Source organism: Streptomyces changchenzhani (assembly GCF_039766235.1).
Lineage (GTDB): Bacteria > Actinomycetota > Actinomycetes > Streptomycetales > Streptomycetaceae > Streptomyces.
Genome location: NZ_JBDHNH010000004.1, coordinates 26,479 through 52,299, shown reverse-complemented (window position 1 = coordinate 52,299; position 25,821 = coordinate 26,479). Strand labels below are relative to the sequence as shown.

23 protein-coding genes, 1 tRNA gene and 2 pseudogenes are annotated in these 25,821 nt (G+C 71.0%); 10 read left to right on the top strand and 16 right to left on the bottom strand.

Features of this window, described 5'->3' with window-relative positions; all coding sequences use genetic code 11:
• The first annotated feature begins 1 nt into the window (after position 1).
• Positions 2–1,354, top strand: a complete 1,353-nt coding sequence (locus ABCR94_RS14520) for a GH1 family beta-glucosidase (protein ID WP_347119699.1) — start codon at positions 2–4, stop codon at positions 1,352–1,354.
• Between the two features lie 72 nt (positions 1,355–1,426).
• Here ABCR94_RS14520 and ABCR94_RS14515 read toward each other — a convergent pair whose 3' ends face one another.
• The 6 genes from ABCR94_RS14515 to ABCR94_RS14490 form a co-directional block, all read right to left on the bottom strand.
• Positions 1,427–2,377 (bottom strand): PfkB family carbohydrate kinase, encoded by a 951-nt coding sequence (locus ABCR94_RS14515; RefSeq protein WP_347119698.1) that lies wholly within the window; start codon positions 2,375–2,377, stop codon positions 1,427–1,429.
• Positions 2,374–3,363, bottom strand: coding sequence for a zinc-dependent alcohol dehydrogenase family protein (locus tag ABCR94_RS14510; RefSeq protein ID WP_347119697.1), 990 nt, complete (start codon positions 3,361–3,363; stop codon positions 2,374–2,376). Before ABCR94_RS14510 ends, ABCR94_RS14515 begins: the two co-directional genes overlap by 4 nt.
• Positions 3,360–4,244, bottom strand: a complete 885-nt coding sequence (locus ABCR94_RS14505; protein WP_347119696.1) for a carbohydrate ABC transporter permease — start codon at positions 4,242–4,244, stop codon at positions 3,360–3,362. The genes ABCR94_RS14510 and ABCR94_RS14505 overlap by 4 nt, the downstream gene beginning before the upstream one ends.
• Positions 4,241–5,224, bottom strand: coding sequence for a carbohydrate ABC transporter permease (locus tag ABCR94_RS14500; RefSeq protein ID WP_347119695.1), 984 nt, complete (start codon positions 5,222–5,224; stop codon positions 4,241–4,243). The genes ABCR94_RS14505 and ABCR94_RS14500 overlap by 4 nt, the downstream gene beginning before the upstream one ends.
• On the bottom strand, positions 5,221–6,588 hold the full coding sequence (locus tag ABCR94_RS14495; RefSeq protein WP_347119694.1) for an ABC transporter substrate-binding protein: 1,368 nt from the start codon (positions 6,586–6,588) through the stop codon (positions 5,221–5,223). Before ABCR94_RS14495 ends, ABCR94_RS14500 begins: the two co-directional genes overlap by 4 nt.
• A gap of 108 nt (positions 6,589–6,696) precedes the next feature.
• Entirely contained in the window at positions 6,697–7,458 is a 762-nt protein-coding gene (locus tag ABCR94_RS14490; protein WP_347119693.1) for a DeoR/GlpR family DNA-binding transcription regulator, read from the bottom strand.
• A 380-nt stretch (positions 7,459–7,838) separates the two neighbouring features.
• Here ABCR94_RS14490 and gnd point away from each other — a divergent pair, with 380 nt between their 5' ends.
• Complete coding sequence (gnd, locus tag ABCR94_RS14485) at positions 7,839–9,281, top strand: NADP-dependent phosphogluconate dehydrogenase (protein ID WP_347119692.1); 1,443 nt, start codon at positions 7,839–7,841, stop codon at positions 9,279–9,281.
• A gap of 10 nt (positions 9,282–9,291) precedes the next feature.
• Here the strand turns inward: gnd and ABCR94_RS14480 are convergent, their stop codons facing one another.
• The 5 genes and pseudogenes from ABCR94_RS14480 to ABCR94_RS14460 all read right to left on the bottom strand — a co-directional run bounded on the left by ABCR94_RS14480 (position 9,292) and on the right by ABCR94_RS14460 (position 14,157).
• A complete protein-coding gene (locus ABCR94_RS14480) occupies positions 9,292–9,564 on the bottom strand; it encodes a hypothetical protein (protein WP_347119691.1) in 273 nt (90 codons plus the stop codon).
• Between the two features lie 74 nt (positions 9,565–9,638).
• On the bottom strand, positions 9,639–10,316 hold the full coding sequence (locus ABCR94_RS14475; RefSeq protein WP_347119690.1) for an arylsulfatase: 678 nt from the start codon (positions 10,314–10,316) through the stop codon (positions 9,639–9,641).
• Between the two features lie 57 nt (positions 10,317–10,373).
• Positions 10,374–11,315 (bottom strand): annotated as a pseudogene (locus ABCR94_RS14470) (NAD(P)/FAD-dependent oxidoreductase); the annotation flags it as partial.
• Positions 11,312–12,727, bottom strand: coding sequence for an FAD-dependent oxidoreductase (locus ABCR94_RS14465; protein WP_347119689.1), 1,416 nt, complete (start codon positions 12,725–12,727; stop codon positions 11,312–11,314). The gene ABCR94_RS14465 and the pseudogene ABCR94_RS14470, both read right to left, overlap by 4 nt.
• Positions 12,724–14,157, bottom strand: coding sequence for an FGGY family carbohydrate kinase (locus ABCR94_RS14460; protein WP_347119688.1), 1,434 nt, complete (start codon positions 14,155–14,157; stop codon positions 12,724–12,726). The genes ABCR94_RS14465 and ABCR94_RS14460 overlap by 4 nt, the downstream gene beginning before the upstream one ends.
• Positions 14,158–14,485: 328 nt before the next feature.
• On the opposite strand from ABCR94_RS14460, the gene ABCR94_RS14455 reads away from it, so the two are divergent.
• Both ABCR94_RS14455 and ABCR94_RS14450 read left to right on the top strand, forming a co-directional pair.
• A complete protein-coding gene (locus ABCR94_RS14455; protein ID WP_347119687.1) occupies positions 14,486–15,475 on the top strand; it encodes a hypothetical protein in 990 nt (329 codons plus the stop codon).
• Positions 15,476–15,604: 129 nt separating this feature from the next.
• Complete coding sequence (locus tag ABCR94_RS14450) at positions 15,605–17,134, top strand: amino acid permease (RefSeq protein ID WP_347119686.1); 1,530 nt, start codon at positions 15,605–15,607, stop codon at positions 17,132–17,134.
• A 75-nt stretch (positions 17,135–17,209) separates the two neighbouring features.
• Here ABCR94_RS14450 and ABCR94_RS14445 read toward each other — a convergent pair whose 3' ends face one another.
• Entirely contained in the window at positions 17,210–18,100 is an 891-nt protein-coding gene (locus ABCR94_RS14445) for a sulfite exporter TauE/SafE family protein (RefSeq protein ID WP_347119685.1), read from the bottom strand.
• 97 nt (positions 18,101–18,197) lie between these two features.
• Between ABCR94_RS14445 and ABCR94_RS14440 the strand changes: the two genes are divergently transcribed.
• The 3 genes from ABCR94_RS14440 to ABCR94_RS14430 all read left to right on the top strand — a co-directional run bounded on the left by ABCR94_RS14440 (position 18,198) and on the right by ABCR94_RS14430 (position 20,329).
• Complete coding sequence (locus ABCR94_RS14440; RefSeq protein WP_347119684.1) at positions 18,198–19,208, top strand: SPFH domain-containing protein; 1,011 nt, start codon at positions 18,198–18,200, stop codon at positions 19,206–19,208.
• A complete protein-coding gene (locus tag ABCR94_RS14435; protein WP_347119683.1) occupies positions 19,205–20,104 on the top strand; it encodes a hypothetical protein in 900 nt (299 codons plus the stop codon). The genes ABCR94_RS14440 and ABCR94_RS14435 overlap by 4 nt, the downstream gene beginning before the upstream one ends.
• Positions 20,105–20,200: 96 nt before the next feature.
• Positions 20,201–20,329 (top strand): hypothetical protein, encoded by a 129-nt coding sequence (locus tag ABCR94_RS14430; protein WP_347119681.1) that lies wholly within the window; start codon positions 20,201–20,203, stop codon positions 20,327–20,329.
• Here ABCR94_RS14430 and ABCR94_RS14425 read toward each other — a convergent pair.
• Positions 20,292–20,368, bottom strand: a tRNA-Pro gene (locus ABCR94_RS14425). The genes ABCR94_RS14430 and ABCR94_RS14425 overlap by 38 nt on opposite strands.
• A gap of 183 nt (positions 20,369–20,551) precedes the next feature.
• On the opposite strand from ABCR94_RS14425, the gene ABCR94_RS14420 reads away from it, so the two are divergent.
• Both ABCR94_RS14420 and cobF read left to right on the top strand, forming a co-directional pair.
• Entirely contained in the window at positions 20,552–21,043 is a 492-nt protein-coding gene (locus ABCR94_RS14420; protein WP_347119680.1) for a DUF309 domain-containing protein, read from the top strand.
• 32 nt (positions 21,044–21,075) lie between these two features.
• The gene (gene cobF / locus ABCR94_RS14415) at positions 21,076–21,840 is read left to right on the top strand and encodes a precorrin-6A synthase (deacetylating) (protein WP_347119679.1); all 765 of its coding nucleotides are present in this window, start codon (positions 21,076–21,078) and stop codon (positions 21,838–21,840) included.
• Here cobF and ABCR94_RS14410 read toward each other — a convergent pair.
• Positions 21,809–22,597: a cobalt-precorrin-6A reductase gene (locus tag ABCR94_RS14410; RefSeq protein ID WP_347119678.1), complete on the bottom strand. Its 789-nt coding sequence runs from the start codon at positions 22,595–22,597 to the stop codon at positions 21,809–21,811. The two genes, cobF and ABCR94_RS14410, sit on opposite strands and share 32 nt — an antisense overlap.
• Before the next feature lie 177 nt (positions 22,598–22,774).
• Between ABCR94_RS14410 and ABCR94_RS14405 the strand changes: the two genes are divergently transcribed.
• Positions 22,775–24,307, top strand: coding sequence for an RNA polymerase sigma factor (locus tag ABCR94_RS14405; protein ID WP_347119677.1), 1,533 nt, complete (start codon positions 22,775–22,777; stop codon positions 24,305–24,307).
• Here ABCR94_RS14405 and ABCR94_RS14400 read toward each other — a convergent pair.
• Together ABCR94_RS14400 and ABCR94_RS14395 are read right to left on the bottom strand one after the other, a co-directional pair.
• Positions 24,304–24,634, bottom strand: a pseudogene (locus tag ABCR94_RS14400) (cytochrome P450); the annotation flags it as partial. The gene ABCR94_RS14405 and the pseudogene ABCR94_RS14400 sit on opposite strands and share 4 nt — an antisense overlap.
• A gap of 182 nt (positions 24,635–24,816) precedes the next feature.
• Entirely contained in the window at positions 24,817–25,821 is a 1,005-nt protein-coding gene (locus ABCR94_RS14395) for a proline racemase family protein (protein WP_347119676.1), read from the bottom strand.

The window sequence follows — 25,821 nt, the reverse complement described above, 5'->3', positions numbered from 1 at the left end:
CGTGAACGACCTCAATGCCCTGCCCGCCGACTTCACCTGGGGTGTGGCCACTTCGGCCTACCAGATCGAGGGCGCGGTGTCCGAGGACGGCCGCTCGCCGTCCATCTGGGACACCTTCTCCCATACCCCCGGAGCCATCGACAACGGCGACCACGGCGACATCGCCTGCGACCACTACCACCGCTGGCGCGAGGACATCGCGCTGATGAAGCAGCTGGGCGTCGACGCGTACCGCTTCTCGATCGCCTGGCCGCGCGTCGTACCGGGCGGCAGCGGGCAGGTCAACGAGGCGGGCCTGGGCTTCTACGACCGCCTGGTCGACGGGCTCCTGGAAGCGGGCATCACCCCGTTCCCCACCCTCTACCACTGGGACCTGCCGCAGGCCCTGCAGGACCGCGGCGGCTGGGCGGTCAGGGAGACCTCGGAGCACTTCGCCGCGTACGCCGCCGTGGTGGCGGACCGGCTCGGCGACCGGGTGCGCGACTGGGCGACCCTCAACGAACCGCTGTGCTCCGCGTGGATCGGTCACCTCGAAGGCCGGATGGCGCCCGGCCTGACCGACCTGACGGCAGCCGTCAACGCCTCGTACCACCTGCACCTGGGCCACGGCCTCGCCACCCGGGCGATCCGAGCCGCCGTCCCCGGCGCACAGGTCGGCATCGTGAACAACCTCAGCCCCTGCGAGCCCGCCACCGACAGCGACGCCGACCGGGCCGCAGCGGTGCGCGCGGACGGGCACACCAACCGCTGGTGGCTCGACCCGATCCACGGCCGCGGCTACCCGCAGGACATGCTGGACCTGTACGGCGTGGACCTCCCCGAGCGCCCCGGCGACCTGGAGACGATCGCCGCGCCGCTCGACTGGCTCGGTCTCAACTACTACTTCCGCAATGTGGTGGCCGACGACCCGTCGGGCCCGCTGCCGCACGCCAAGCAGGTGGCAGCACCCGGCCGGCGCACCGCCATGGACTGGGAGGTGTGCGCCGACGGCCTGGAGCAGCTCATCCTGCGCCTGACGGACGACTACGGCGCGCAGCGCATCTACGTCACGGAGAACGGCTCCGCGTATCCGGACGTCGTCAAGCCCGACGGCACCGTCGACGACCCCGAGCGCGCCCGCTACCTGGATGAGCATCTCGCGGCGTGCGCGCGGGCCGCGGGCAAGGGCGCGCCGCTCGCCGGTTACTTCGCCTGGTCGCTCCTGGACAACTTCGAGTGGGCGTACGGCTACGACAAGCGCTTCGGCCTGATCCACGTCGACTACGAGACCCAGCGCCGCACCGTCAAGGGCAGCGGGCACCACTACGCGGACATCATCAGGGCCTCGGCGCGCGGGGCACGCAGGGCGGCCTGAGCCTGCCAGGGCGAAACCGGATGGACCGGCTCGACGATCGAGCTGGTCCATCCGTTCACCACAGGTCCCGGGTCAGCCCTGGGCCCCCAGCGGCAGCGAAGGCTCCGTACCGGCGTGCCCGCACACCGAGGCCGCGACCTGCGCGGCGAAGGTGAGCATCGCCCTGACCTGCTCGGGCGCGAGCGTCGCCACGGCTTCGGCCCGGTGCGCGCCCAGCTCGGTGAGCCGGCTGAGCACGGCAGCCGTGAAGGCGTCCCCGGCGCCGATCGTGTTGACGACGTCGACCGGCGCCGCCGGCACCGAGAGCGGCGGTCCGGACGCGGTATACGCCGTACTGCCGTGCGCGCCGCGCGTCAGCACCACCAGGCGGCCCTCGGCGGCCAGTCTCCGGCAGGTGGTGTCCGGGTCGGTGTCCGGCCAGAGCCCGGCCAGGTCCTCGTCGCTGGCCTTGACCACATGCGCCAGGGCGCAGAGTTCACGCAGCCGGGCGTGGCCGTGGTCCGGGCCGAGGGTGCGGTCCTGGCGGACATTGGGGTCCACCACCAGGAGGGTGCGTCCGGCCGCCGCGCGGGCGGTCGCCGCGACGGCCTCGGCCGCCGGGGCGACGACGGCGGCGAGCCCGCCGACGTACACCGCTCCGAAGCGGGACACCTCCGCCGTGCGTTCGGGCAGCCGGAAGGTGGCGGTGTCTTGGAGGTGGAAGTGGTAGCCGGTGCCGTCCTTGCCGGGGTCGGCTACCGCCAGTGCCGTGGGCTGCGCGGAGTGCGCCGTGAGGGCCAGGCCGACGCCTGCCGACTTCAGCCGCGCCTCGATGGTCCGTGCGAAACCGTCGCCGCCGAGCGCCCCGGCGAAGGACACCGCCCTGCCGAGCCGGGCCAGCGCGACGGCGACATTGGCCGGCGCCCCGCCCGGCTGGGCACGCCGCAGATCCGTCGTGGCCGCGGTTTCGCCCGCGGCCGGCGCCGGTACCAGGTCGATGAGTGCTTCACCCATCACCAGGACGGCGTCGGGACCGCCGGTCACGGCTGCACCACGATCTTGCGGCCCTTGCCCGCCTTGAACCGGTCGATGGCCTGCGGGTACTGCTCCAGCGGCAGCCGGTCGCTGATGAAGACCGCCGGGTCGAGTACCCCGGCGGCGAACAGCGCCGCTGCCCGCTCGAAGCTGTGCAGGACGGCCATGGAGCCGGTGATGGTGATTTCCTGGTTGTAGATCTTGTACGGCTCGATGACCGCCGTGGTGGCGTAGTCGGCGACGCCGAACTGCAGGAAGGTCCCGCCCTTGGCGACGCGTCCGATGCCGTCCTGGATGGCGCCCGCGTTGCCCGTCGCGTCGATGACGACATCCCAGCCGTGCGGCCGGTCCAGCTCGTCGGCGGCGGAGGCCGACCGTGAGCAGCCGAGCAGGTCGGCCGTGGCCAGCCGGTCCGGGTTGATGTCGAGGATGTCCACGCCTGCGGCGCCGGTGCGTTTGGCCAGCTCCAGCATCATCAGGCCCATCGTTCCCGAGCCGTAGATCAGCACTTCGGCGCCGAGGTTGCCGCGCAGGACGTCGTAGCCGCGTACGGCGCAGGACAGCGGCTCGATCAGTGCCGCGTCCCTGACGTCGACGTGCTCGGGCAGCTTTACGCAGTTGGCGACCGGCGCGACGGCGAACTCCGCGGCGCCGCCCTGCACCGTGACGCCGATGGCGGCCCACCGGTCGCAGAGATTGCCGCGCCCGGAGCGGCAGTAGCGGCATTCGTGGCAGTGCAGGGAGGGGTCGACGGCCACGCGGTCGCCGATGGCCAGTTCGGTCACGTCGGCCCCGATGCCGACGATCTCGCCGGCGAACTCATGACCGGGGACGAGGGGCAGGCTCGGCGCGAACTCGCCCTGCAGGATGTGCAGATCGGTGCCGCACAGACCGCAGGAGGCGACGGACACGACGACCTCGCGGGGTCCTGGCGTCGGGTCCGGGACGGTCGTGACGGACACCTTGCCGGGGGCTTCGACGATCGCTGCCCTCATTTGACGGCTCCAAGAGAGAGGCCCTGGACCAGTTTGTCCTGGGCGGCGAAGCCGGCGGCGAGCACCGGCAGGGATACGACGACGGACGCGGCGCACAGCTGGGCGAGGAAGAGCCCCTGGCTGGTGACGAAGCCCGTCAGGAAGACGGGGGCGGTCTGGGCGACCACCCCGGTGAGGACCCGGGCGAACAGCAGCTCGTTCCAGCTGAAGATGAAGCAGATCAGCGCGGTGGCCGCGATCCCGGGTGCCGCGATCGGGGCCACCACCCGGAAGAGGATCGTCGGCAGCCTGGCTCCGTCGACCTGGGCGGCCTCGATGATGGAGACGGGCACGTCCGCGAGGAACGACTGCATCATCCACACCGCGATCGGCAGGTTCATCGAGGTGTAGAGGATGACGAGCAGCCAGATGTTGTCCAGCATCCCGACGTTCTTGGCGAACAGGTAGACGGGCAGCAGGCCCGCGACGACCGGGAGCATCTTGGTGGACAGGAAGAAGAACATCACGTCGGTCCACTTGCGGACCCGCCTGATGGACAGGGCGTACGCCGCGGGCAGCGCCAGGACCAGCACGAAGAGCGTGGAGAAGAGGCTGGCGGTGACGGAGTTGATCAGCGGCGGCCAGGGGCTGGCCCCGGCGCTGAAGAACTCGCGGTAGCCGTCGAGCGTCAGTGGCGCCAGGACCGACGGCGGGTTGGTCGCCGCGTCGGACTCCGAGTGCAGCGAGGTGAGCAGCATCCAGAGCGCGGGCAGGCAGAAGCCGATGCCCGCCACCCAGGCGAGCAGGCCGAGTCCGCCGGAGCGCCACTTGGCGCGGCGGATCGCGGGCGCGGGGGATGTGGAGGACGCGGTGGGTGCGGGTGGGGCGGCCAGAGCGGTCATGCGCGGTTCGCCTCCTCGTTGAAGAGCGACGAGACGACGCGCAGTGCGAAGGTGGCGATCACGATCGTGCCGAGCACGACGACGACTCCAGCGGCTGACGCCAGCCCGTACTCGTGGGCCTGGTAGAAGGTCTGGTAGATGGTGTACGGGAGGTTGGCGGTACCGAGTCCGCCCGAGGTGATGGTGAACACCGCGTCGAAGTTCTGCACGATGTACACCGAGCCCAGCAGTACGCCCAGTTCGAGGTAGCGGCGCAGGTGCGGCAGGGTCAGATACCGGAAGGTCTGCCAGGGGGTCGCGCCGTCCAGCCGGGCCGCCTCCATCATGTCGACGGGCCTGCTCTGCAGTCCGGCGAGCAGGATCAGCATCATGAACGGCGTCCACTGCCAGATGAGGGCGATCTCGACCGCGGCGAGCGGCATCTGTGACGTCCACTCCGGCTGGGCCGGTGAGGAGTCGCCGAACAGCCCGGCGATCCAGGACCACGCCCCGTTGAGCAGCCCGTACTCCGGGTTGTAGAGCGCGTGCTTCCACAGCAGTGCGGCGGAGACCGGCACGATCAGGAAGGGCGTGATGAGCAGGGTGCGTACGAAGCCCCGGCCGAAGAAGGTCCGGTCGAGCAGCAGGGCGAGCAGCAGGCCCGCCACCACGCTGACGATCACCACGGTCACGGTGAGCATCACGGTGGTGAGCACCGATTCGCGCAGCGCCCCGTCGGTCGCCACGGACTGGTAGTTGGACAGGCCGGTGAAGGCGCGGTCCTTGGGGTCGAGCGAGTTCCAGTCGAAGAGTGAGATCACCAGCGTCGCCACGAAGGGCAGTTGAGTGACGACGATCAGGAAGACGAGTGCGGGCATGAGGGGCGCCCTGGTGGCCCAGGCGCGGGCCCGGCCGGAGCGTGCGCGCCCCGATGTGCCGGGCTCGGTGGCGCGCACCGTGCTCGCGGGTGACTGTGGCGGCGTACCGACGGGGGCGCTCATCGGTACTCCTCGGCGACCTTCTCGGCCAGCTTCTGGGAGTTCTTCAGGGCCTTGTCGACCGACTGGCGCCCCGCGATGGCCTCGCTGATCTCCTGCGCGACCTTGGTTCCGAGGTCCGTGAACTCGGGCACTCCGACGAACTGGATGCCGGCCGTGGGGCGCGGCTGGGTGCCGGGGTTGACCGGGTCGGCGCTCGAAATGGCCTGGTGGGTGACCTCGGCGAACGCCGAAGCGGCCTTGCGGTACTCGGGGTTGGTGTAGGTCGAAGCCCGTTTGCCGGCCGGCACGTTGGCCCAGCCCGCCTTCTGCCCGGCCAGCGTCTCGTACTCCTTGCCGGACGCCCAGGAGATGAACTCCCAGGCCTTGTCGTTCTTCTTGGAGGCCTTCTGCATGCCCCAGGCCCAGGTGTAGAGCCAGCCGGAGCTCTTGGTCTTGTCCACGGGCGCCGGTACGTACCCGATCTTGCCCTTCACCGGTGATCCGGCGGCCTCCAGCGATCCGGCGCCGGCTGTGGCGTCGTACCACATAGCCGACTTGCCCTGCGTCATGTTGTTGAGGCACTCGGCGTACCCGGCCTGCGGCGCTCCGGCCTCGCCGTGCTCGCGTACGAGGTCGACGTAGAACTTGGTGGCCTTCTTGAACTCCGGGGAGGTGAGCTGTGGTTCCCAGTCCTTGGTGAACCAGGTGCCACCCATGGTGTTGACGACGGTGGTGAGCGGCGCTATGACCTCGCCCCAGCCGGGGAGGCCGCGCAGGCAGATGCCCTTCATGCCGCTCTCGGCGCCGTCCGCCTCGGCCGCGAGGGCGGCGACCTGCTGCCAGGTAGGTTTCTGAGGCATCGTCAGTCCCTTCTCGGCGAAGACGTCCTTGCGGTACATCAGGAAAGAGGACTCGCCGTAGAACGGCTCGGCGTAGAGCTTGCCGTCCTCGGCGGTGAGCGAGTCCCGCAGGGGTTTGAGGATGTCGCTCTGGTCGAACGCGGTGTCCTTGGCGGCATATTGGTCGAGGTCCCGCAGCCAGCCGTTCTTGGCGAAGAACGGCACTTCGAAGTTGCTGATGGTGGCCACGTCGTACTGGCCCGCCTGGTTGGAGAAGTCCTGACTGATCTTGTCGCGTACGTCGTTCTCCGGCAGCACGGTGAAGTTGACCTTGATGCCGGTGTCCTTGGTGAAGTGCTCGGCGGTGAGCTTCTGCAGCTCGACCATCTGCGGGTTGTTCACCATGAGTACGTTCAGTGCGTCACCCCCGCCGAAGGAGGTGCCGCCGGCTCCGGCGCACCCGGTGATGAGCGCCATCGCCGCGGTGACGGCTGTGTCCGCGCCGACACGCACGCGAGTGCCACGTTGTCGTTGCTTGGGGGGCATGGGTTCTCCTGATGGGTCGTTAGGCATGGCGGACTTGCCCCCGGCGCCGGGGCAATGTGCTGATGAAATAGGAGAGTTGGAGTGGGGAAACGGGCTGGGGGAGCGGGCTCAGACGCGTATGACCTGCGGACCGAGCAGTGAGTAGCGCTGCGCCTCGGCCGACGACAGCCCGGCGTCGGTGACGATCGCCTCGAAGTCGCCGACCTCGGCGAAGCGGCAGAAGCTCACCGCGCCGAACTTGGTGTGGATACCGGCGAAGACCCGCCGTCGCGCGCTGCGCATGGCCTGCGCCTTGACCTCGCCGACGGCCGGATCGGGGGTGGTCAGGCCATACTCGCGGGAGATGCCGTTCGCGCCGATGTACGCCAGGTCGATGACGAAGTCGGCGAGCATTTTGGTTGCCCAGTGGTCGACGGTGGCCATGGTTGAGCCACGCAGTCGGCCACCGAGCAGAAGTACGCCGATCTTCTCGGCGTCGGCCAGCGCCGTCGCCACGGCGAGGGAGGCGGTCACCACGGTCAGCGGCCGGTCGCGCGGCAGCGCCTCGACGACGAGCTGCGGGGTGAAGCCCTCGTCGACGAACACGGTCTCGGCGTCACCGAGCAGATCGGCGGCAGCCGCACCGATCCTGCCCTTCTGCGGCACAAGGCGGGTGGTGCGGGCGGCGAGCGTGGTCTCGAATCCGGCGCTCTCCACCGGATAGGCGCCGCCGTGTGTGCGCCGTACCAGGCCGTGCTCCTCCAGTGCGCGCAGGTCGCGACGGACCGTCTCCTTCGCCACCTGAAGTTCCGCCGCCAGCGGAGTGACGTCGACGGACCCGTCGCGTCTGGCGATTTCGAGGATGGCTCGTCGGCGTTCGTCGGTGTCCACGACACACTTCCCTGTTTTTGCTGCCCGCACTTGCGACCCGGCGTCCGTTCGGGCCCATGCGTCGTTTGTACAAGCAGGCGACCCGGCGCGACCAGCGTCTTCACAAGTCGTACTGTGCCCGTTCCTGCCCGTTTCACAATCATCGTCGTCGCTGGTCAGGTGGGCGGGCCCGTGGTGGGCCGCCGGGCCGCTGCCCGTTTGGACGCCGATACGGGCCCGTTTCGTGCCCGATGAGGTGTGACCGGTTCCGCGCAACGCGGGAATCATGGCCCACTCGTATGACTTGATGACCCTTGAACGGCGGGACCACCCGGTCCGTATCCATACTGATTCTTACGTCTGATTTTTTGGCGCACCCGACGGAATCCAGGAGCACAGGCATGACTGGTACAGCCCAGATCGGTGTAACGGGACTGGCGGTAATGGGCCGCAATCTCGCCCGTAACTTCGCCCGCAACGGCCTCACGGTCGCGCTGCACAACCGCACGGCCGCCAAGACGCACGACCTCGTCAAGGAGTTCGGCGAGGAGGGCATCTTCGTCCCCGCCGACAGCGCGGCCGACTTCGTCGCCTCACTGGAGCGCCCCCGCCGACTGGTGATCATGGTCAAGGCCGGCGAGCCGACCGATGCCGTGATCCAGGAGTTCGCGGAGCTGCTTGAGCCCGGCGATGTCATCATCGACGGCGGAAACGCGCACTTCGAGGACACCAGGCGCCGCGAGAAGGAGCTGCGCGAGCGCGGCATCCACTTCGTCGGCACGGGCGTCTCGGGCGGCGAGGAGGGTGCGCTGCACGGGCCCAGCATCATGCCGGGCGGATCGGCGGAGTCCTACAAGTCCCTCGGGCCGCTCCTGGAGAAGATCGCCGCGAAGGCGAAGGACGGCACGCCGTGTGTCGCCCACATCGGTCCTGACGGCGCGGGCCACTTCGTGAAGATGGTGCACAACGGCATCGAGTACGCCGACATGCAGCTGATCGCCGAGGCGTACGACCTGCTGCGTACCGTCGCGGGCTACAGCCCCGAGAAGATCGCCGAGACCTTCCGCTCCTGGAACACCGGACGGCTCGACTCGTATCTGATCGAGATCACCGCGGAGGTGCTCGCCCACAAGGACGCAGCCACCGGGAAGCCCTTTGTCGACATTGTGGCCGACGAGGCCGAGCAGAAGGGCACGGGGCGCTGGACCGTGCAGATCGCGCTCGATCTGGGGGTGCCCGTATCGGGCATCGCGGAGGCCGTCTTCGCCCGCTCGCTGTCCGGCCACGCGGACCTGCGCAAGGCCTCGCACGCGCTGCCCGGACCGACGGCCGCGCCGCTCGGTGAGGCCGAGGCCGCGGCCTTCGCCGACCGGGTGGAGCAGGCGCTCTACGCGTCGAAGATCGTGTCGTACACGCAGGGCTTCCACCAGGTCCAGGCCGGCAGCGAGAAGTACGACTGGAACATCGACCTCGGCGCGGTGGCCGCCCTCTGGCGCGCGGGCTGCATCATCCGCGCGGCCTTCCTGGACCGGATCAGGGCCGCGTACGACGCCCAGCCCGAGCTGCCGAGCCTGCTCTCCGACAAGGGGTTCACCGAGGAGATCGGTACGGCCCAGGACGACTGGCGTGCGGTGGTGGCAGCCGCCGCGCAGCAGGGCGTGCCCACGCCCGGCTTCTCGGCCGCGCTCGCGTACTACGACGCGCTGCGCGCGGAGCGGCTGCCCGCGGCCCTGACTCAGGGCCAGCGTGACTTCTTCGGGGCGCACACCTACCGGCGCACCGACCGCGAGGGCTCGTTCCACACCCTCTGGGGCGGCGACCGCTCAGAGGTGAACACCGGCTGACCGAGGCCGGTCAGATCCCCGACATCGGGCCCGGCGCAGGTTCCGGGTCCGGTACGGGGTTGGGCCCCGGCGGCTGCGGGATCGGGTCCGGGTCCGGTACGGGGTTGGGCCCCGGCGGCTGCGGAATCGGGTCCGGGGACGGCCCCGGCGGGATGGGCGACGGGCCGGGCAGCGGTCCGGGCGGGGGGCCCGGCTTCGGGCCGGGCGGGCCGGGCATCGGGCCGGGCGGGCCCGGCATCGGGGTCGGGGACGGCGGCACGGGGTCGGGGTAGGGCTGGGTCACAGCTGACCTCCTGACGATCGTAGTACTGGTCAAGACCCACTTTCTCCCCGTCCGGCTGCCCCCGCCCGGCGGGGTCACACGTCCCGGGCGGACCTTTCGGCGTCCCCCGCAGCAGCTGCGACCGCGGCCCGCAGTCCGGGGGCGGGGCTGGAGAGCACGGGCAGGGCGGTGCCCGTACGGTCGGCCGCAGCCGCCATCGAGGCCTGCGCCAGCACCACCACATCCACCCCGGTGATCGCGTCGACGGCCCGCGCGACGAGGTCCAGGTAGCCGTCCCTGTCGCCACCCTCGAAGCGGTCCCACGCGCCGTCGGCCCACACCGTGCGCAGGTCGGCCCGCCGCCCGGCCGCAGCCGCCTCTTCCCTGATGAGGTCGGTGGTCGGCGCCAGGGTGCTGCGCAGCGCCGCGACCACCGCGATCCGGACCGTGTCGCGCTCCGGCGCCGCGGCGCCGGCCGCCGCGGCCATCGGGCGGTCGACACGCAGCACGGGCACACCGAGCCGCGCCGTGTACGCCTGGGCCGCGCCGCCGATGGTGGAGCGGGTGCACAGCACGACCGTGGCGCCGTCCGCGACCGCCTCGGTGAGCACGACGCCGAGCGCGGAGTCCATCGCACCGGGGCCGTCGGAGCGGGCCGCCGCGAGCAATTCCTCGTGCACCAGATGGCGCAGTTCGAGGCCGGGATGATGCCGGTCCCTGAGCGCGTCGAAGACCGGGACGTGGACCGGTGAGGTGTGCAGCAGCGTGAGCATGCCCGCGATGCTAGGGGGTGTTGTCCGGATCAGGTCGGGCTCGCCGTCGCATCAAGCGGGCCATCGGCCGACGGCCAGGTGGCGTAGGACCGGCGCGGCGGCGAGCCGGCCCTGCCGGGCCGCCGTGGTGGCCGCTTCGACGCCGTGCAGCACGCTGCCGACGGCGAACACCCCCGGCCGGGACGTGCGGAACCCGGTGTCGACCGCGGGACCCTTGGTGGCGGGGTCGAGCGTGATTCCGCCGCGCCTGGCCAGTTCGTGGTCGGGGATCCGGTCGCCGGTGAGGACGACGGTGTCGCAGCCGACGGTGAAGGTGCTGCCGTCGTCGCGGCGCAGCTCCACCCCGGTCAGCCGGCCCCGGCCGAACACCTCGGTCACGGTGACGCCGGTGAGCACCGGCACGCCGAGGCCGTGGGCCCGGTGCCACCGGCTGCCCGACAGCTCGCCCTGCGGGTCGCCGACCAGCGCGGCGACGGCGACCCCGGCGCGGCGCAGCGTGCGTACCGCCTGCAGGCCGATGGGCTGCGCGCCGACGACGACCGCGCGCGTGCCGACATGCTGATGGTGGAGGTGGACGGCCTGCTGGAGCTCCCCGGTGGTGAGGACGCCCGCGGGCCGGGTGCCCGGTATCAGCCGGGCGCTGCGCGGGCGTTCGCGGGCGCCGGTGGCGAGGACGACGGCGCGGGCGGTGACACGCTCCAGGCCGGTCGGGCCGGTGATGTCCACGGTGAGTGGCCCCGCCCAGCCGGTGACGGTGACGCCCACCCGCACCGAAGCCCCGGCGTGGCGTGCCGCGTTGACCGCGCGCCGCGCGAACTCGGTTCCGCTCATGGGGAATCCGTTGTGGGCGCAGTGCCGGGGGATGCCACCGGCCCGCTGTTCGCGGTCGAGGATCTCGACCGTGCCCGCGCCCCCGGCCGCCAGGCGCGCGCCGGCGGCGAGACCGGCGGGGCCCGCACCGACGACGAGGACGTCTACCGTACGCGGCGAGCGGCTCACTGTCCGGCCTCGAAGAGTGCCCGCACCGTCGCACCGCAGTAGAAGCCCTGGCACCGGCCGCCACGGGCGCGCGTGCGGCGGCGCAGCCCGTCGAGCGAGCGGGCCGGGACGGTGCTGGTGAGGGCGTCGCGGATCTCGCCCCGGGAGACCCGCTCGCAGTGGCAGACGAGGGTGCCGTACTCGGGGTCGACGGCGATGAGACCGGAGCGCTCGTAGGGGCGCGGGAAGGCCTCACCGAGGTTCGGCATCGATACGGGCTCGGGCTCGTGCGCGGCGCCGAGGTCCAGACCGGCGGCTTCGAGCAGCTCCGTGACGTACCCGGCGATGGCCATCGAGGCCGTCAGGCCGGTGGAGCGGATGCCGCCCACGGTGATGTACCGCTGTTGGGGGTGGGCGCTGATCCGGTAGTCGTCGTGCTCGGTTGCCGCGCGCAGCCCGGCGTACACGGCGGTGACCTCCTCGTCGATGAGTACGGGCAGGATCCGGCGGCCCTTGTCCCGCAGCAGGGCCACCCCTTCGGCCGTCGACCTGGTGGCCGACTTGTCGTCCAGGTCCTCGGCGGTGGGGCCGAGCAGCACATTGCCGTACACGGTCGGTGTCACCAGGACGCCCTTGCCGAGTGCCGTGGGCACCGGCAGGAGGATGTGCCGGACGAGGTCGCGGGCGAGCTTGTCGAAGACCATGAGCTGGCCGCGGCGCGGCGTCACCGTGAAGTCGCTGTGGCCGAGCATCCGGTCGATCTCGTCGGCGTACAGGCCCGCCGCGTTGACCAGATGCCGGGTGTGCAGCGGGCCGCGGCCGGTGGTGAGCTCGTGCGTGAATCCGTTCCCGCCGTCCGGCACCCCGCGGTCGACGGCCTCCACCCGGCAGTTCAGGTGCAGGTCCACCCCGGCGCGGACGGCCTGGGTGGCGTACGCGAGCGTGGTCGTCCAGGGGCAGATGATGCTCTCGCCGGGAACTTCGAGTGCGCCGAGCGCGCCGGGGCCCAGGTGCGGTTCGCGGGTGCGCAGCTCGTCGGGGCCGATGATCCGGGTGTCGTGGCAGCCGTTGCGTTCGGCCTTCTCGACCAGCCGGGGCAGGGTGGCGAGCTGTTCCTCGTCCCAGGCGACGAGCAGGGCGCCGATCCGCTCCACCGGAATGCCGGTCTCGGCGGCGTACGCGGCCAGCATCCTGCTGCCTTCGCGTACCAGCCGGGACTCCAGGGAGCCGGGCACCGCGTCGAAACCGGTGTGCAGGATCGCCGTGTTGGCCTTCGACGTGCCGTTGCCCACGTCGTCGGAGGCGTCCACGAGCGCGATACGCAGCCGGTGGCGGGACAGTTCGCGGGCGATGGCTGCGCCGACCACTCCGGCTCCGACGACGGTCACGTCGTACACCTCGGGCGGCGGGCTGCCGACGGTGGTCACGCTCATGCCGCTGCCAGCAGCCCGGCCACAGCCGTGCGGAAACGGGCGAGCTGCTCGGCGGCCTGCGCCGCCGAGATGCGCGGCTCGTAGACGGCGGCCGGCTTCCAGACGGGGATCACACCGCTCAGCGTGAGGCCGGGGTCGAGGCCGAGGCGGGCGACGGCGCCCACTCCCAGCGCGGTGACATCGGGCAAGGCGGACACCTCGACCGGGAGTTGCAGCAGGTCGGCCTGGGTCTGCATGAGCAGGGCCGAGCGGGTCAGGCCGCCGTCCACCCGCAGAACGGTGAGCGGCGCGCCGAAGTCGGCGGCGACCGCGTCGGCCAGCTCGACGACCTGGGCGGCGATGCCCTCGCACAGCGCGCGCACCAGATGCCCGGCGGTGGTGTCCAGGCCGAGCCCGGTCACTGAGCCGCGCAGGTCGCTGCGCCACCAGGGCGCGGCGAGTCCGGCGAGCGCCGGTACGAAGGTCACTCCCCCGGAGTCGGGCACCGCGGAGCCGACCGGGTCGAGGTCCTCGGCGCCGCCGATCACCCCGAGGTCGGTGAGCCAGCGGACGGCGGACGCGGCGGTGTAGACCTGCCCGTCGAGGCAGTAGCTGGTGCGTCCGGCGATCCGCCAGGCGACGCAGCTGACGAGGCCGGTGGTGGTGCGCCGGGGGCTGGGTCCGGTCTGGGCGAGGAGGAAGGCGCCGGTGCCGTAGGTGCATTTGGCGGCGCCCGGTTCGGTGGCGCCCTGCGCGAGCAGGGCGGCCTGCTGGTCGACGAGCAGGCCGGTCAGCGGTATCCGGGGGCCGAACGCGGCCGTGGTGCCCACCGGTCCGGCCGCGTCGACGATGCGCGGCAGACGCTCGTCGGCGAGGCCGAAGATGTCCAGGGCCCGCGGTGACCAGTCGACGCGGTCGAGGTCCAGGAGCTGGGTGCGTCCCGCCGTCGCCGCGTCCGTGACGAATTCCCCGGTCAGTTGGTGGACCAGCCACGCGTCGGTGGTGGTGACAACGCCCTCGCGGGTCAGATGGCGGCGTATCCACGCCATCTTGGGCGCGGCGAAGTACGGGTCGATGGGCAGCCCCGTCAGCTCGCGCAGCTGCTCGTCGTGGGCCGCGAGTTCCGCGCAGAGCTCTTCGGCGCGCCGGTCCTGCCACACGATGGCGTCGGTCAGCGGTGCGCCCGTGGCAGGGTCCCAGGCCAGCACCGTTTCGCCCTGGTTGGCGAGACCGAGGGCTGCCACCGGTTCCCCGGCCTCCAGGATCGCCCGGCGTCCGGCCTCGATCACCGAGGAGAGCAGCGCGGCCGGGTCGACCTCCACCCGGCCGCCGGCGGTGTAGCGGGGGCGCACCGGTGCGGAGCCGGATCCGATCACTCCCCGGTCCGGGCAGATGACCAGGGCCTTAGTGCCCGATGTGCCCTGGTCGACGGCAAGCACTGGGCCTGTCATCGCCCACCCCGTTCTTCGTTCGGCGCCCGGATTCTTGATCGAAATCGTGCGGCAGGGCCGGTCCTTCGTCAAGGGCCGTCCCTTTTTGCGCCCATCGGATTGAATTGAGGTCAAACACGCTGCTGTTATCAAGGTTTGAGAAAGATCGAGGGAAGTGGAACGGGGACCTTCTGTTCGATCTACACTGTCCGCCGAGTAACAGCGGTACGCCAACGAATAGTTCGGGATGCCACTGACCAGGGCATGCCCGCCCACCCCCACGGTCCCAGAGGACCCATGACGACCACAGCAATCGCCGCGTCCGGCCGCGCGATGGCGGGAATGACCCATGCCCCACGATGAGTTCCGCCCCGTCTACCACCCGGCGGGCCACGACAGCGCCCTGCGCGTCGCCGTCCAGGAGCTGCGTACCGGCCGCTGGGTGTCCATGCGCGACCTGCTGGCAGCGACCCCCGACTGGGGCCTGTGGACCCAGCGCACCCAGGTACTGGCGACCGTGGCCGCCGGGTCCGACGCCGTACAGGCCTGGCGCAACGAGGAGCCGCACAGCGTCGCCGCGACGGTGATGCACACCCGTGTGGTGGTGGAGCGTGCCGTGCGGGCCCACCGCGAGGGGCACCCGCGTACGCAGGAATTGTGGCGGGCCGCCTGGGAGGCATGTCAGCTGGCCTCCAGCGCCTCCCCCGCGGACCCGGTGCCCTGGGTGTGCCTGCTGGCGCTGGCCCAGCTCGACGAGCGGCAGCGGTGGGACGACCACCGGATGCCCCCGCCGGGTCCGATGCTCTCCCCGGGGCCGTGGGGTCTGTTGGCCGAAGCCGACAAGCGCGACCCGTGCAACCGCGAGGCGTACCACCGGATGCTGCAGTTCATCTACGCGCGCCAGCCCGTGGGACCGCTGTCCGAGGGCGTCAACTTCGTCCAGTGGGCCGCTTCCGCCGCGCCCGAGGGGTCGGCGCTCCAGGCGCTTCCGCTGTACGTCCGGGTGGAGCGCTACCGCCGCGACCGCGGTCACGAGAAAGCGCTGGACCTGCACTGGGTGACGGAGGACGCCACCCGGGACGCCTTGCGGGCCCTGCGCATCTGGTTCGACAATTCCGCGCCGGCCGACCGGTCCCTGCTGGACCTCAACTATCTGGCACACGCCCTGTGGGGCGCGCAGCAGTTCGACGACGCGGCCAGGGTGTTCGAGGCGTTGGGGCCGCTCTACACCACCCTGCCGTGGGCGTACCGCACCCGCGGTCCCGGTGACGCCTCGCTGGCCGAAGAGCTGTTCCTCCGCGCCCGGGGCCGATGCCTCCCCTCGTCCTCTCCCCCGTAACCTCCCGCTCCTTGAATTTCCCGCGGACTCCCATGTCCGCTCCGCTCTGTCCGTTCCACTCAGTCACCTCCACATCGACCGGTCCACCCCACCCGCCCCACACGTCCCCTCTCCCCCGGAGGCATCCCCATGTCCATATCCCCACCCAAGTGGTCGAGTTCGACCCCTGTTCCACAGAAGGACGAAGAGGAGCGGTTGCGGGAGCTCGGCTATCAGCCGGTGCTGGCTCGCCGGATGGGCGGCTTCGGCAACTTCGCCATCAGCTTCTCGGTGATCTCGGTCCTCTCCGGCTGCATGACCCTGTACGGCTTCGGCCTGGGCGCCGGCGGCCCCGCGGTGATGATGTGGGGCTGGATCGGCGTCGGCCTGTTCGTCCTGTGCGTCGGCATGGCACTGGCCGAGGTGACCAGCGCCTACCCCACATCCGGCGCCCTCTACTACATGGCCGACCGGCTCGGCGGCCGCAAGTGGGGCTGGTACACCGGCTGGCTCAACCTGCTCGGTCTGCTCGGTGCCATCGCCGGAATCGACTACGGCGCGGCCCTGTTCACCGGCGCCTTTCTGAATCTGCAGTGGGGTTTCACCCCCACCCCCGGCTCCACCATGGTCATTTTCCTGTGCATTCTCCTGCTGCACGCGGTACTGAACCTCTTCGGCGTACGCCTGGTCAGTGTGCTCAACTCGATCAGCGTGTGGTGGCACCTCGGCGGTGTCGCCCTGATCGTCGGCGCGCTGGCGATCGTGCCCTCCGACCACCAGTCGCCGTCGTTCGTCTTCACCGAGTTCGTCAATGACACCGGCTGGTCGAATCCGATCTATGTGGCCGCGATCGGCCTGCTCCTCGCGCAGTACACCTTCTCCGGTTACGACGCCTCCGCCCACCTCTCCGAGGAGACCTCCAACGCATCGGTCTCGGCCGCCCGCGGCATCGTGCGCGCCATCTGGGTGTCCTGGATCGCCGGCTTCGCCCTGCTGGCCGGCCTGACCTTCGCCATCCAGGACTACGCGGGAACGCAGAACAGCGCCACGGGGGTACCGCCGGCACAGATCCTGCTGGACGCGCTGGGAACGGGCGGCGCGACCGCCCTGCTGCTCGTCGTGATCACCGCGCAGCTGTTCTGCGGCAACGCGGAGGTGGCCGCGGCCAGCCGCATGGTGTTCGCCTTCAGCCGCGACGGCGCGCTGCCGGGCTCCAAGATCTGGCGCCGGGTCAGCCGCCGCACGCAGACGCCGGTTCCCGCGGTGTGGCTGTCGGTCGGCGTCGCCGCCCTGCTCGCCCTGCCCTCGCTGTACTCAGCGACGGCGTACGGAGCGGTGACGGCGATCAATGTCATCGGCATCACCCCCGCGTACGCGATCCCCATCTACCTGCGCCTGCGGGCCGGCGACAACTTCGAGCCCGGCCCCTGGAACCTGGGCCGCTGGAGCAAGCCGATCGGCTGGACCGCCGTGACCTGGGTGGCCGTCATCACTGTGGTCTTCCTGTTGCCGCAGTCGTACCCGGTCACCGTCTCGTCCATGAACTACGCGTCGATCGCGCTGATCACGGTGCTGACCCTGGCCACCGTGTGGTGGTTCGTCGCCCGCCGGACCTACAGCACCCCGTCGTCGTACGGAACCGCCCGCGAAGAGGCGGAAATCGCCGAGGGCATCGTCTGACCGAGCCCGCCCCGGGTCCTGGGCCGGGCTGGAGCGCACCTACGCTTCCCAGCCCGGCCCGGGGCTCGGTCCGGCTCAGCGCAGCAGCAGTTGAAGGCCGCCCAGCACGGTCGCCCCGATCACCAGCCGCTCGAAGACCAGCTGGTTGATCCGGCCCACACACTTGCGGCCCAGGTACGCGCCGGGGACGACGAAGACCAGCAACGCGGCGTCGAGCAGCAGGGACTGCCGGTCGATCAGGCCGAGGCCCACGCTGAAGGGCACCTTCGAGGTGTTGACGATCAGGAAGAACCACGCGGAGGTCCCCAGGAAGCCGAGCTTCTGGAAGCCCGCGGAGATCAGATAGAGCGACATGACGGGGCCGCCCGCGTTGGCGACCATCGTGGTGAATCCGCCGAGCACACCGTACGAACGCGCCTTGGCCCGACCGCCGCGCACCACTTCCCCGCCCGGCCCCCCGCCTGGCCCCTGACCCGCGCCGTCGCCGTCGCTGTCGCTGTCGCTGTCGCTGTCACTGTCACTGTCACTGTCACTGTCACTGTCACTGTCACTGTCACTGTCACTGTCACTGTCACTGTCACTGTCACCGCCGTTGTCGGCCTGCGCCCGGCGGCGCCACAGCGTGACGCCCGCCATCAGCAGCAGGATCGCGCCGATCGAGGTGCGTACGTCGTCGTCGTCGGCCCACAGCATGAACACCGCACCCAGCACCACACCCACGGCCACCGCCGGGAACAGCCGCAGCAGGGTCGGCCAGTGGGCGTGCCGCCGGTAGACGAACACGGCGAGCAGGTCTCCCGCGATCAGGATCGGCAGCAGCACACCGGTCGACTCGCGGGCCGGGAGCACCGCCGCGAAAACCGCGAGGCTGATCGTATTGGCACCGCTCACGGCGGTCTTCGAGAAGCCGACCAGCGCCGACGCCGCTGCGAGCACGGCCAGTTCCCACAGGGTCACGGAGTCCATATCGGGGACCGATGCTATGCCATGCCCCCTTCAAGTCACCTTGACGATAATGGCGTTGCGTCATATCGTCTAACTGACGAGAAAGAGGGGCCCCACCATGGCCGACATCACCAGGCGCCTCGGCCGGCGCCATCTGCGTTCCGCGCCCACCGCCCACGTCCGCCACCACAGGCGCGGCAGGCTGGTCCACGACGGCCCGGGACTGAGCTTCTGGTTCCGGTCGTTGACGGCCGCCCTCTCCGAAGTACCGGTCGACGACCGCGAGCTGGCCATGGCCTTCCACGCCCGTACGTCCGACTTCCAGGACGTGAGCGTGCAGGCCACCGTGACGTACCGGATCAGCGACCCGGCCACCGCGGCCGCCCGTCTCGACTTCTCCATCGACCCGGACACCGGCGCCTGGCGAGGGGCCCCGCTGGAGCAGATCTCCACCCTGCTCACCGAGACCGCCCAGCAGCACGCCCTCGACGTCCTGGCCCGCACCCCGCTGGCGGCGGCCCTGGTCAACGGTGTCGCGTCCGTACGGGAGCGGATCTCCGCCGGTCTCGCCGGCGAGCCGCGGCTGCCCGCCACCGGCATCGAGGTGGTGACCGCACGCGTGGTCGCCATCCGCCCCGAGCCGGACGTCGAACGGGCCCTGCGCACACCCGCGCGCGAACTGATCCAGCAGGAGGCCGACCGCGCGACGTACGAGCGGCGGGCCGTCGCCGTGCAGCGCGAGCGCGCCATCGCCGAGAATGAACTCGGCAGCAAGATCGAACTGGCCCGTCAGGAGGAGCAGTTGGTCGAGCAGCGCGGCACCAACGCCCGCCGCGAGGCCGAGGAGAACGCGGCGGCGGACGGCGTACGGGCCGAGGCCGAGGCGGCCCGTGCGGTGCGCCTCGCGCGGGCCGAGGCCGAGGCGGCGCGCGAGGTCGGCGCCGCACGGGCCGAGTCCCAGGCCGCCTGGCTGCGGGTGCACGCCGAGGTGGACTCCGCGACGCTGCACGCTCTGGCCGTCACCCGGCTCGCCGAGAATCTGCCCCGCATCGACAGCGTCACGCTCTCCCCCGACGTGCTCACGGGGCTGCTCGCCAGGCTCGGCCGCAGCGACGGGGAGGGGGCGTGAGCCTCGCGCCGCGCGCGGTGCTGGTGCATCGCACCACCGAGTACGAGGCGTTGCTCGCCCGGCACGGCACTCATGGCCAGGCCGCGTTCTTTCTGTCCTCGCGCGGCCGGGGCATCGAGGAGGTGCGCGAGCGGCACCGCCGTACGCGGCAGGCGCTCGTCGAGGTGGCCGCGGCCGTGCCGCTCCAGTGGAGGCAGACACGGGTGGAGCGGGCCGACCTCGACCGGTTCCTCTTCGCACCCGAGGACGTGGTGGTCGTGGTCGGCCAGGACGGGCTGGTCGCCAATGCCGCCAAGTACCTGTCGGGCCAGCCGGTGGTCGGCATCAACACCGATCCCGGCCGCAACCCCGGCGTCCTGGTGCGCCACCGTGCGGCCGACGCGCCCGCGCTGCTCGGGGCCGCCGCGGCGGGCGCGGGCAGCGTCGACGAACTCACCATGGTGGAGGCCGTCGCCGACGACACCCAGCGTCTTCTCGCCCTCAACGAGATCTACTTCGGCCCGCCGGGCCACCAGACCGCCCGCTACCAACTGGGCCACGACGACGAGGCGGCCCCCGCCGAGGCGCAGGCCTCCTCCGGTGTCCTGGTCGGCACCGGCACCGGCGCCACCGGCTGGCTGCGCTCCCTGTGGCAGGAACGCGGCGCCGCCCTGCCGCTCCCCGGGCCGGCCGATCCCCGGCTGATCTGGTTCGTACGGGAGGCCTGGCCCTCCCCCGCCACCGGCACCTCGCTGGTCGCGGGGGCACTCACCGGCGAGCAGCGGCTTCGCCTCACCGTGGAGTCCGACCGCCTGATCGCCTTCGGCGACGGCATGGAGTCCGACGCCCTGGAACTGACCTGGGGCCAGACGATCCGCATCGGCAGGTCCGCCACCGCTCTGCGTCTGCTCGGCTGAGGCACTCGCACTCGCACTCGCCCCCGCTCAGCGGGCAGTGAGGGCGAAGGCGAGCAGGGCGCGAGCTGCGGGTCGTCCTCAAGGATCAGTACGCGCATGATCCGCATCGTGCCGTACCTGACGGCTCCGGGAAACCGAAAGGCCGCATCGGATGATCCCGATGCGGCCTGCGACCTGCGTAAAACGCTGGTCGGGACGACAGGATTTGAACCTGCGACCCCTTGACCCCCAGTCAAGTGCGCTACCAAGCTGCGCCACGTCCCGGCACCCGCTGACCTGGGGTTTCCCCCGGCTGAGCGTGCACCAGAACCATACCTCACTCCACGGGTGCTCCTCACGGCGCTGCGTCGACCTTCGCCGTACTGGTGGCGGGCGGGGGCGCGTTCAGGGGGGCGGGGGGCGCCCGCGCGGCACCCGCCCCAAGGCCCCGGGAGGGACAATGGGCAGGTGGACGATAGGCAGCACGACCGCAGGGACCGCGACCCCGAGGGGCGGGCACGCAACGCGCGACCGCGGGACGGCCTCGGCCGGCCGCTGCCCTACGGCGAAGCGGGCGTGGAGCGCCAGCCCGAGGGTGTGGTGCGTACCGGCGACGACACCGTCGAGGAGGCGCAGCGGCTGCTCGACGCCGGAATGCCCTTCCACGCGCACGAGGTCTTCGAGGACGCCTGGAAGTCGGGCCCGGAGTCGGAGCGCGCCCTGTGGCGGGCCCTGGCCCAGCTGGCCGTCGGCCTCACGCATGCCGCCCGGGGCAACAGGAGCGGCGGCGCGACACTGCTGCGGCGCGGCGCCACCGTCATCGCCGAGTACCCCGAGGCCCGCCCGTACGGCATCGACCTGGCCCACCTGATCTCCTGGGCGCGGGAGTTGGTGGACCGTGTCGTACAGCAGGAGAAGCCGGTGCAGGCCGCCGAGAGCGCTCCGCGCCTGCGGGGCTGACCGGCCGGTCACCCGTACGGCAGACTCGGGGCGTGAGAAAGATCTATGTCATCGGCATCGGGGCGGGCGACCCCGACCATCTGACGCTCCAGGCCGTCAAGGCGCTCAACGCGGTGGACGTCTTCTTCCTGCTCGACAAGGGCGAGGAGAAGTCCGACCTGATCCGGCTGCGCCACGACATCCTCGACCGGCACATCGCGGACGGCCGGGCGTACCGGCTCGTCGAGGGTCGCGATCCGGACCGCGACCGCAAGGCGGGCGGCGCCGACTACTCCCCCGCCGTCGGTGACTGGCGCAGCCGCCGGGCCGACATCTTCGAGCGGATGATCACCGACGAGCTGGCCGAGGACGGGACCGGGGCGTTCCTGGTCTGGGGCGACCCTGCGCTGTACGACAGCACCCTCGGCATCCTGGAGGAGATCCTGGAGCGGGGCACGGTGGCCTTCGACCATGAGGTCGTGCCGGGCGTCAGCAGTGTCTCCGCGCTCGTCGCACGCCACCGCACCGGGCTGAACCGGGTCGGGCGGCCCGTACAGATCACCACCGGACGGCGGCTCGCCGAGGGCTGGCCCGAGGGCACGGACGACGTGGTGGTGATGCTCGACGCCCACCAGGTGTTCCAGCGGTACGCGCGGGAGGACCCGTACATCTACTGGGGGGCGTACATCGGGACCGCCGACGAGATCCTGGTCTCCGGCAGGCTCTCCGAGGTCTCGGAACGGATCCTGGAGCTGCGCGCCGAGGCCCGTGCCCGAAAGGGCTGGATCATGGACACGTACCTGCTGCGCCGCGACTGACACTCGGGTCCTCCACACCCAAACGGGCCAGCGCCCCTGCTACGTCCGACACCACGGGCACCCCGGGCGGCGGGGGCGGGCGGCGTACGACGACGACCGGCAGGCCGAGGTCGCGGGCGGCCGTGAGCTTGGCGGCGGTGGCCCGGCCGCCGCTGTCCTTGGTGACCAGGACATCGATGGCATGTGCACGCAGCAGAGCCGTCTCGCCCTCGACGGTGTACGGCCCCCGGTCGAGCAGCACCTCGGTGCGGCGGGGCAGTGGCGGCTCGGGGGCTTCCACCGAACGTACGAGGAAGTGCAGCTCGTCCAGGCCCGCGAAGGCCGCCAGTCCGAGTCGGCCGGTGGTGAGGAAGATCCGCGTGCCGAGCGCGGGGAGCAGGGCGGCGGCTTCGGCGAGATCGGCGGCCCCGTGCCAGTGGTCGCCGGGGCCCGCGTGCCAGCCGGGGCGGCGCAGCGCGAACAGGGTGACGCCCGTGTCGGCGGCCGCCCGCGCCGCGTTGGCGCTGATTTCGGCGGCGAAGGGGTGAGTGGCGTCAATCACAGTGTCCACCCGGTGTTCACGCAGCCAGGCGGCCATTCCCGCAGGACCGCCGAAGCCGCCGACTCTGACGTCCCCGGTCGGCGTCCTGGGGTGCGCGACGCGCCCGGCGAACGAGGTGGTGACCCGGAATGCGGGGCGCGGAGCCAGTGTTTCCGCAAGTTGGCGGGCCTGTGTCGTACCGCCGAGAATCAGTACATGGGCGCTGCCGTCGGTCATGTCGTCACGCTATCCGCAGGGCTCCCACCGGGCCGTTTCAGGAAAGTGGCCCAGGTCACTCCATTCAAGGCGTAACGAAATGGCGCGGGCGTGCGATGAACCCACAGGTGTCGTCGCGCTGCCCGTTACGTCATGCGACGTTACCCAGTCATCATTTTTTGCTACGAGAGGCTCCTCGTGTCGGTCAGTCCGTCCCGCCCGTTTCCACAGGAGATTGCGGAATCCCCTTCCTTGATCACGCTCATTGAGCGTGGCAAGGAGCAGGGTCACATCAACGGCGACGACGTACGCCACGCCTTCGAGGCGGACAGCATCCCCGCGGACCAGTGGAAGCGGGTGCTGCGCAGCCTCAACCAGATCCTCGACGAGGAGGGCGTGACGCTGATGGTGACGGCGGCCGCCGCTGCCGCCAAGGCTCCCGTCAAGCGTGCGCGCAAGACGGTCGCGCGGGACGAGGAGAAGCGTCCGGCCAAGAAGGCCGCAGTCAAGAAGACGACGGTCAAGAAGACCGCCGCGGCAGCCTCCACGGCGTCCTCCGCGTCAATACCGGTAGGCGACGGCGCGGACGGGGCTCCGGCCCCGGCCCCGGCGAAGCGCGCGGCGAAGAAGACTGCCGCGAAGAAGACCGCTGCCAAGAAGGCCGCAGCCACCGAGGACACGCAGCCCGACGCGTGGGCCGACGACGCGGACGACAAGGACTCGGACGACAAGCCGACGAAGCCTGCGCAGCAGGGTGACGGCTATGTCCTGTCCGACGAGGACGAGGACGACGCACCCGCGCAGCAGGTCATGGTCGCCGGCGCCACCGCCGACCCGGTCAAGGACTACCTGAAGCTGATCGGCAAGGTGCCGCTGCTCAACGCCGAGCAGGAGGTGGAGCTCGCCAAGCGCATCGAGGCGGGTCTCTTCTCCGAGCACAAGCTGGAGGACGAGAGCGAGGGAACCGCGGTCTTCCGCCGTGAGCTGGAGATCCTCGTCGAGGACGGCCGCCGGGCCAAGAACCACCTCCTGGAGGCCAACCTCCGTCTGGTGGTGTCGCTGGCCAAGCGCTACACCGGCCGCGGGATGCTCTTCCTGGACCTCATCCAGGAGGGCAATGTCGGTCTGATCCGCGCGGTGGAGAAGTTCGACTACACCAAGGGCTTCAAGTTCTCGACGTACGCGACGTGGTGGATCCGGCAGGCGATCACCCGCGCGATGGCCGACCAGGCCCGCACCATCCGTATCCCGGTGCACATGGTCGAGGTCATCAACAAGCTGGCGCGCGTACAGCGCCAGATGCTCCAGGACCTGGGCCGCGAGCCCACCCCGGAGGAGCTCGCCAAGGAGCTCGACATGACCCCCGAGAAGGTCATCGAGGTCCAGAAGTACGGCCGCGAGCCCATCTCCCTGCACACCCCCCTGGGTGAAGAGGGCGACAGCGAGTTCGGTGACCTCATCGAGGACTCCGAAGCGGTCGTCCCCGCCGACGCGGTCAGCTTCACGTTCCTCCAGGAGCAGCTGCACTCAGTCCTCGACACCCTCTCCGAGCGCGAGGCGGGCGTCGTGTCGATGCGTTTCGGTCTGGCCGACGGCCAGCCCAAGACGCTGGACGAGATCGGCAAGGTCTACGGCGTGACGCGCGAGCGCATCCGGCAGATCGAGTCGAAGACCATGTCCAAGCTCCGTCACCCGTCGCGCTCGCAGGTCCTGCGCGACTACCTGGATTAAGAAACAAGATGCAGCGCCTCGGGCGAGCGGTGGATCAGGGTCGGTCGCCAGACGACTTCCTGGTCCGCCGCGAGGCGCAGTCCGGGCAGCCTGCGGGTGAACGGTTCGAGGGTGAGGCGGATCTGCTCCCGGCCGAGCTGTGACCCGGGACAAGCGTGCACGCCGCGGCCGAAGGACAGATGGCGGGCCGGTGTCCGCGCGATGTCGAAGGTGTCGGGTCGCTCATGGCGCTCCGCGTCGGAATCCCTTGACCGCGGTGTCGTAGCGGGCGGCTTCCTCGATCGCCGCGGGGATCAGCTCCGGCCGCGCGCACAGCAGCTCCCACTGGTCGTCGAGCAGCTGCTGCAGCGCGACGACGGCGCGGGCGCGCGCGTAGTGGGGGTAGTGGGGGTAGAGGTCGCGTTGCAGGGCGTCGAGTGCGGCTCGCGCGTCTGTGTCCACTGTGTCCACGCCGCCATCGTGCCCGAGCCGGCGGCCCGGGAGTAGTGGGCGTCGCCCGGCCATGGCTCTCAGAGCGTGAACCCGGCCGGGAACGGATCGGTGGGATCGAGCAGATACTGGCCCATCCCGGTGATCCAGGCGCTGCCGGTCACCGTCGGTACGACGGCGGGCAGTCCGCCGACGGTCGTGTCGCCGATCAGCCGTCCGGTGAATCGGGTGCCGAGCAGGGATTCGTTCACGAAGTCCTGGTGCAGGGGCAGTTGGCCGCGCGCGTGCAGCAGGGCCATCCTCGCCGAAGTGCCTGTGCCGCACGGGGAGCGGTCGAACCAGCCGGGGTGGATGGCCATCGCGTTGCGGGCGTCGCTGCCGCCTTCGGTGCCGGGTGCAACGAACTGGACGTGCTTGCAGCCGCCGATGCCCGGATCGGCCGGGTGTACGGGCCGGTTGTGGGTGTTGATCACGTCCATGAGGGCCAGACCCGCGTCGAGCATCCGGTTCTTCGCTGCCTTGTCGAAGCCGATGCCCAGGTCGGCGAGGGGCAGTACGGCGTAGAAGTTGCCGCCGTACGCCATGTCGTAGCGGACCCGGCCGAGGCCGGGCACATCGGCCTCGGCGTCCAGTTCCAGTGCGAAGGCGGGGACGTTCTGGAAGGTCACCGAGGTGGCCCGGCCGTCCTTGACGGCGACATCGGCGACCACAAGGCCTGCCGGGGTGTCGATCCGTACCTGGGTGACCGGTTCCGTCACCTCGACCATTCCCGTCTCCACGAGCACAGTCGCCACACCGATGGTGCCGTGGCCGCACATCGGCAGGCAGCCCGAGACCTCGATGTAGAGGACGCCCCAGTCGGCGTCCGGCCGGGTCGGCGGCTGGAGGACGGCGCCGCTCATCGCGGAGTGTCCGCGCGGCTCATTGACCAGCAACTCCCTTATGTGGTCGAGGTGTTTGACGAAGTACTCGCGGCGGGCCGCCATGGTGTCGCCGGGGATCACGCCGATGCCGCCCGTGATGACCCGGGTCGGCATGCCCTCGGTGTGCGAGTCGACCGCGGAGAAGTACTTCGACGCGCGCAT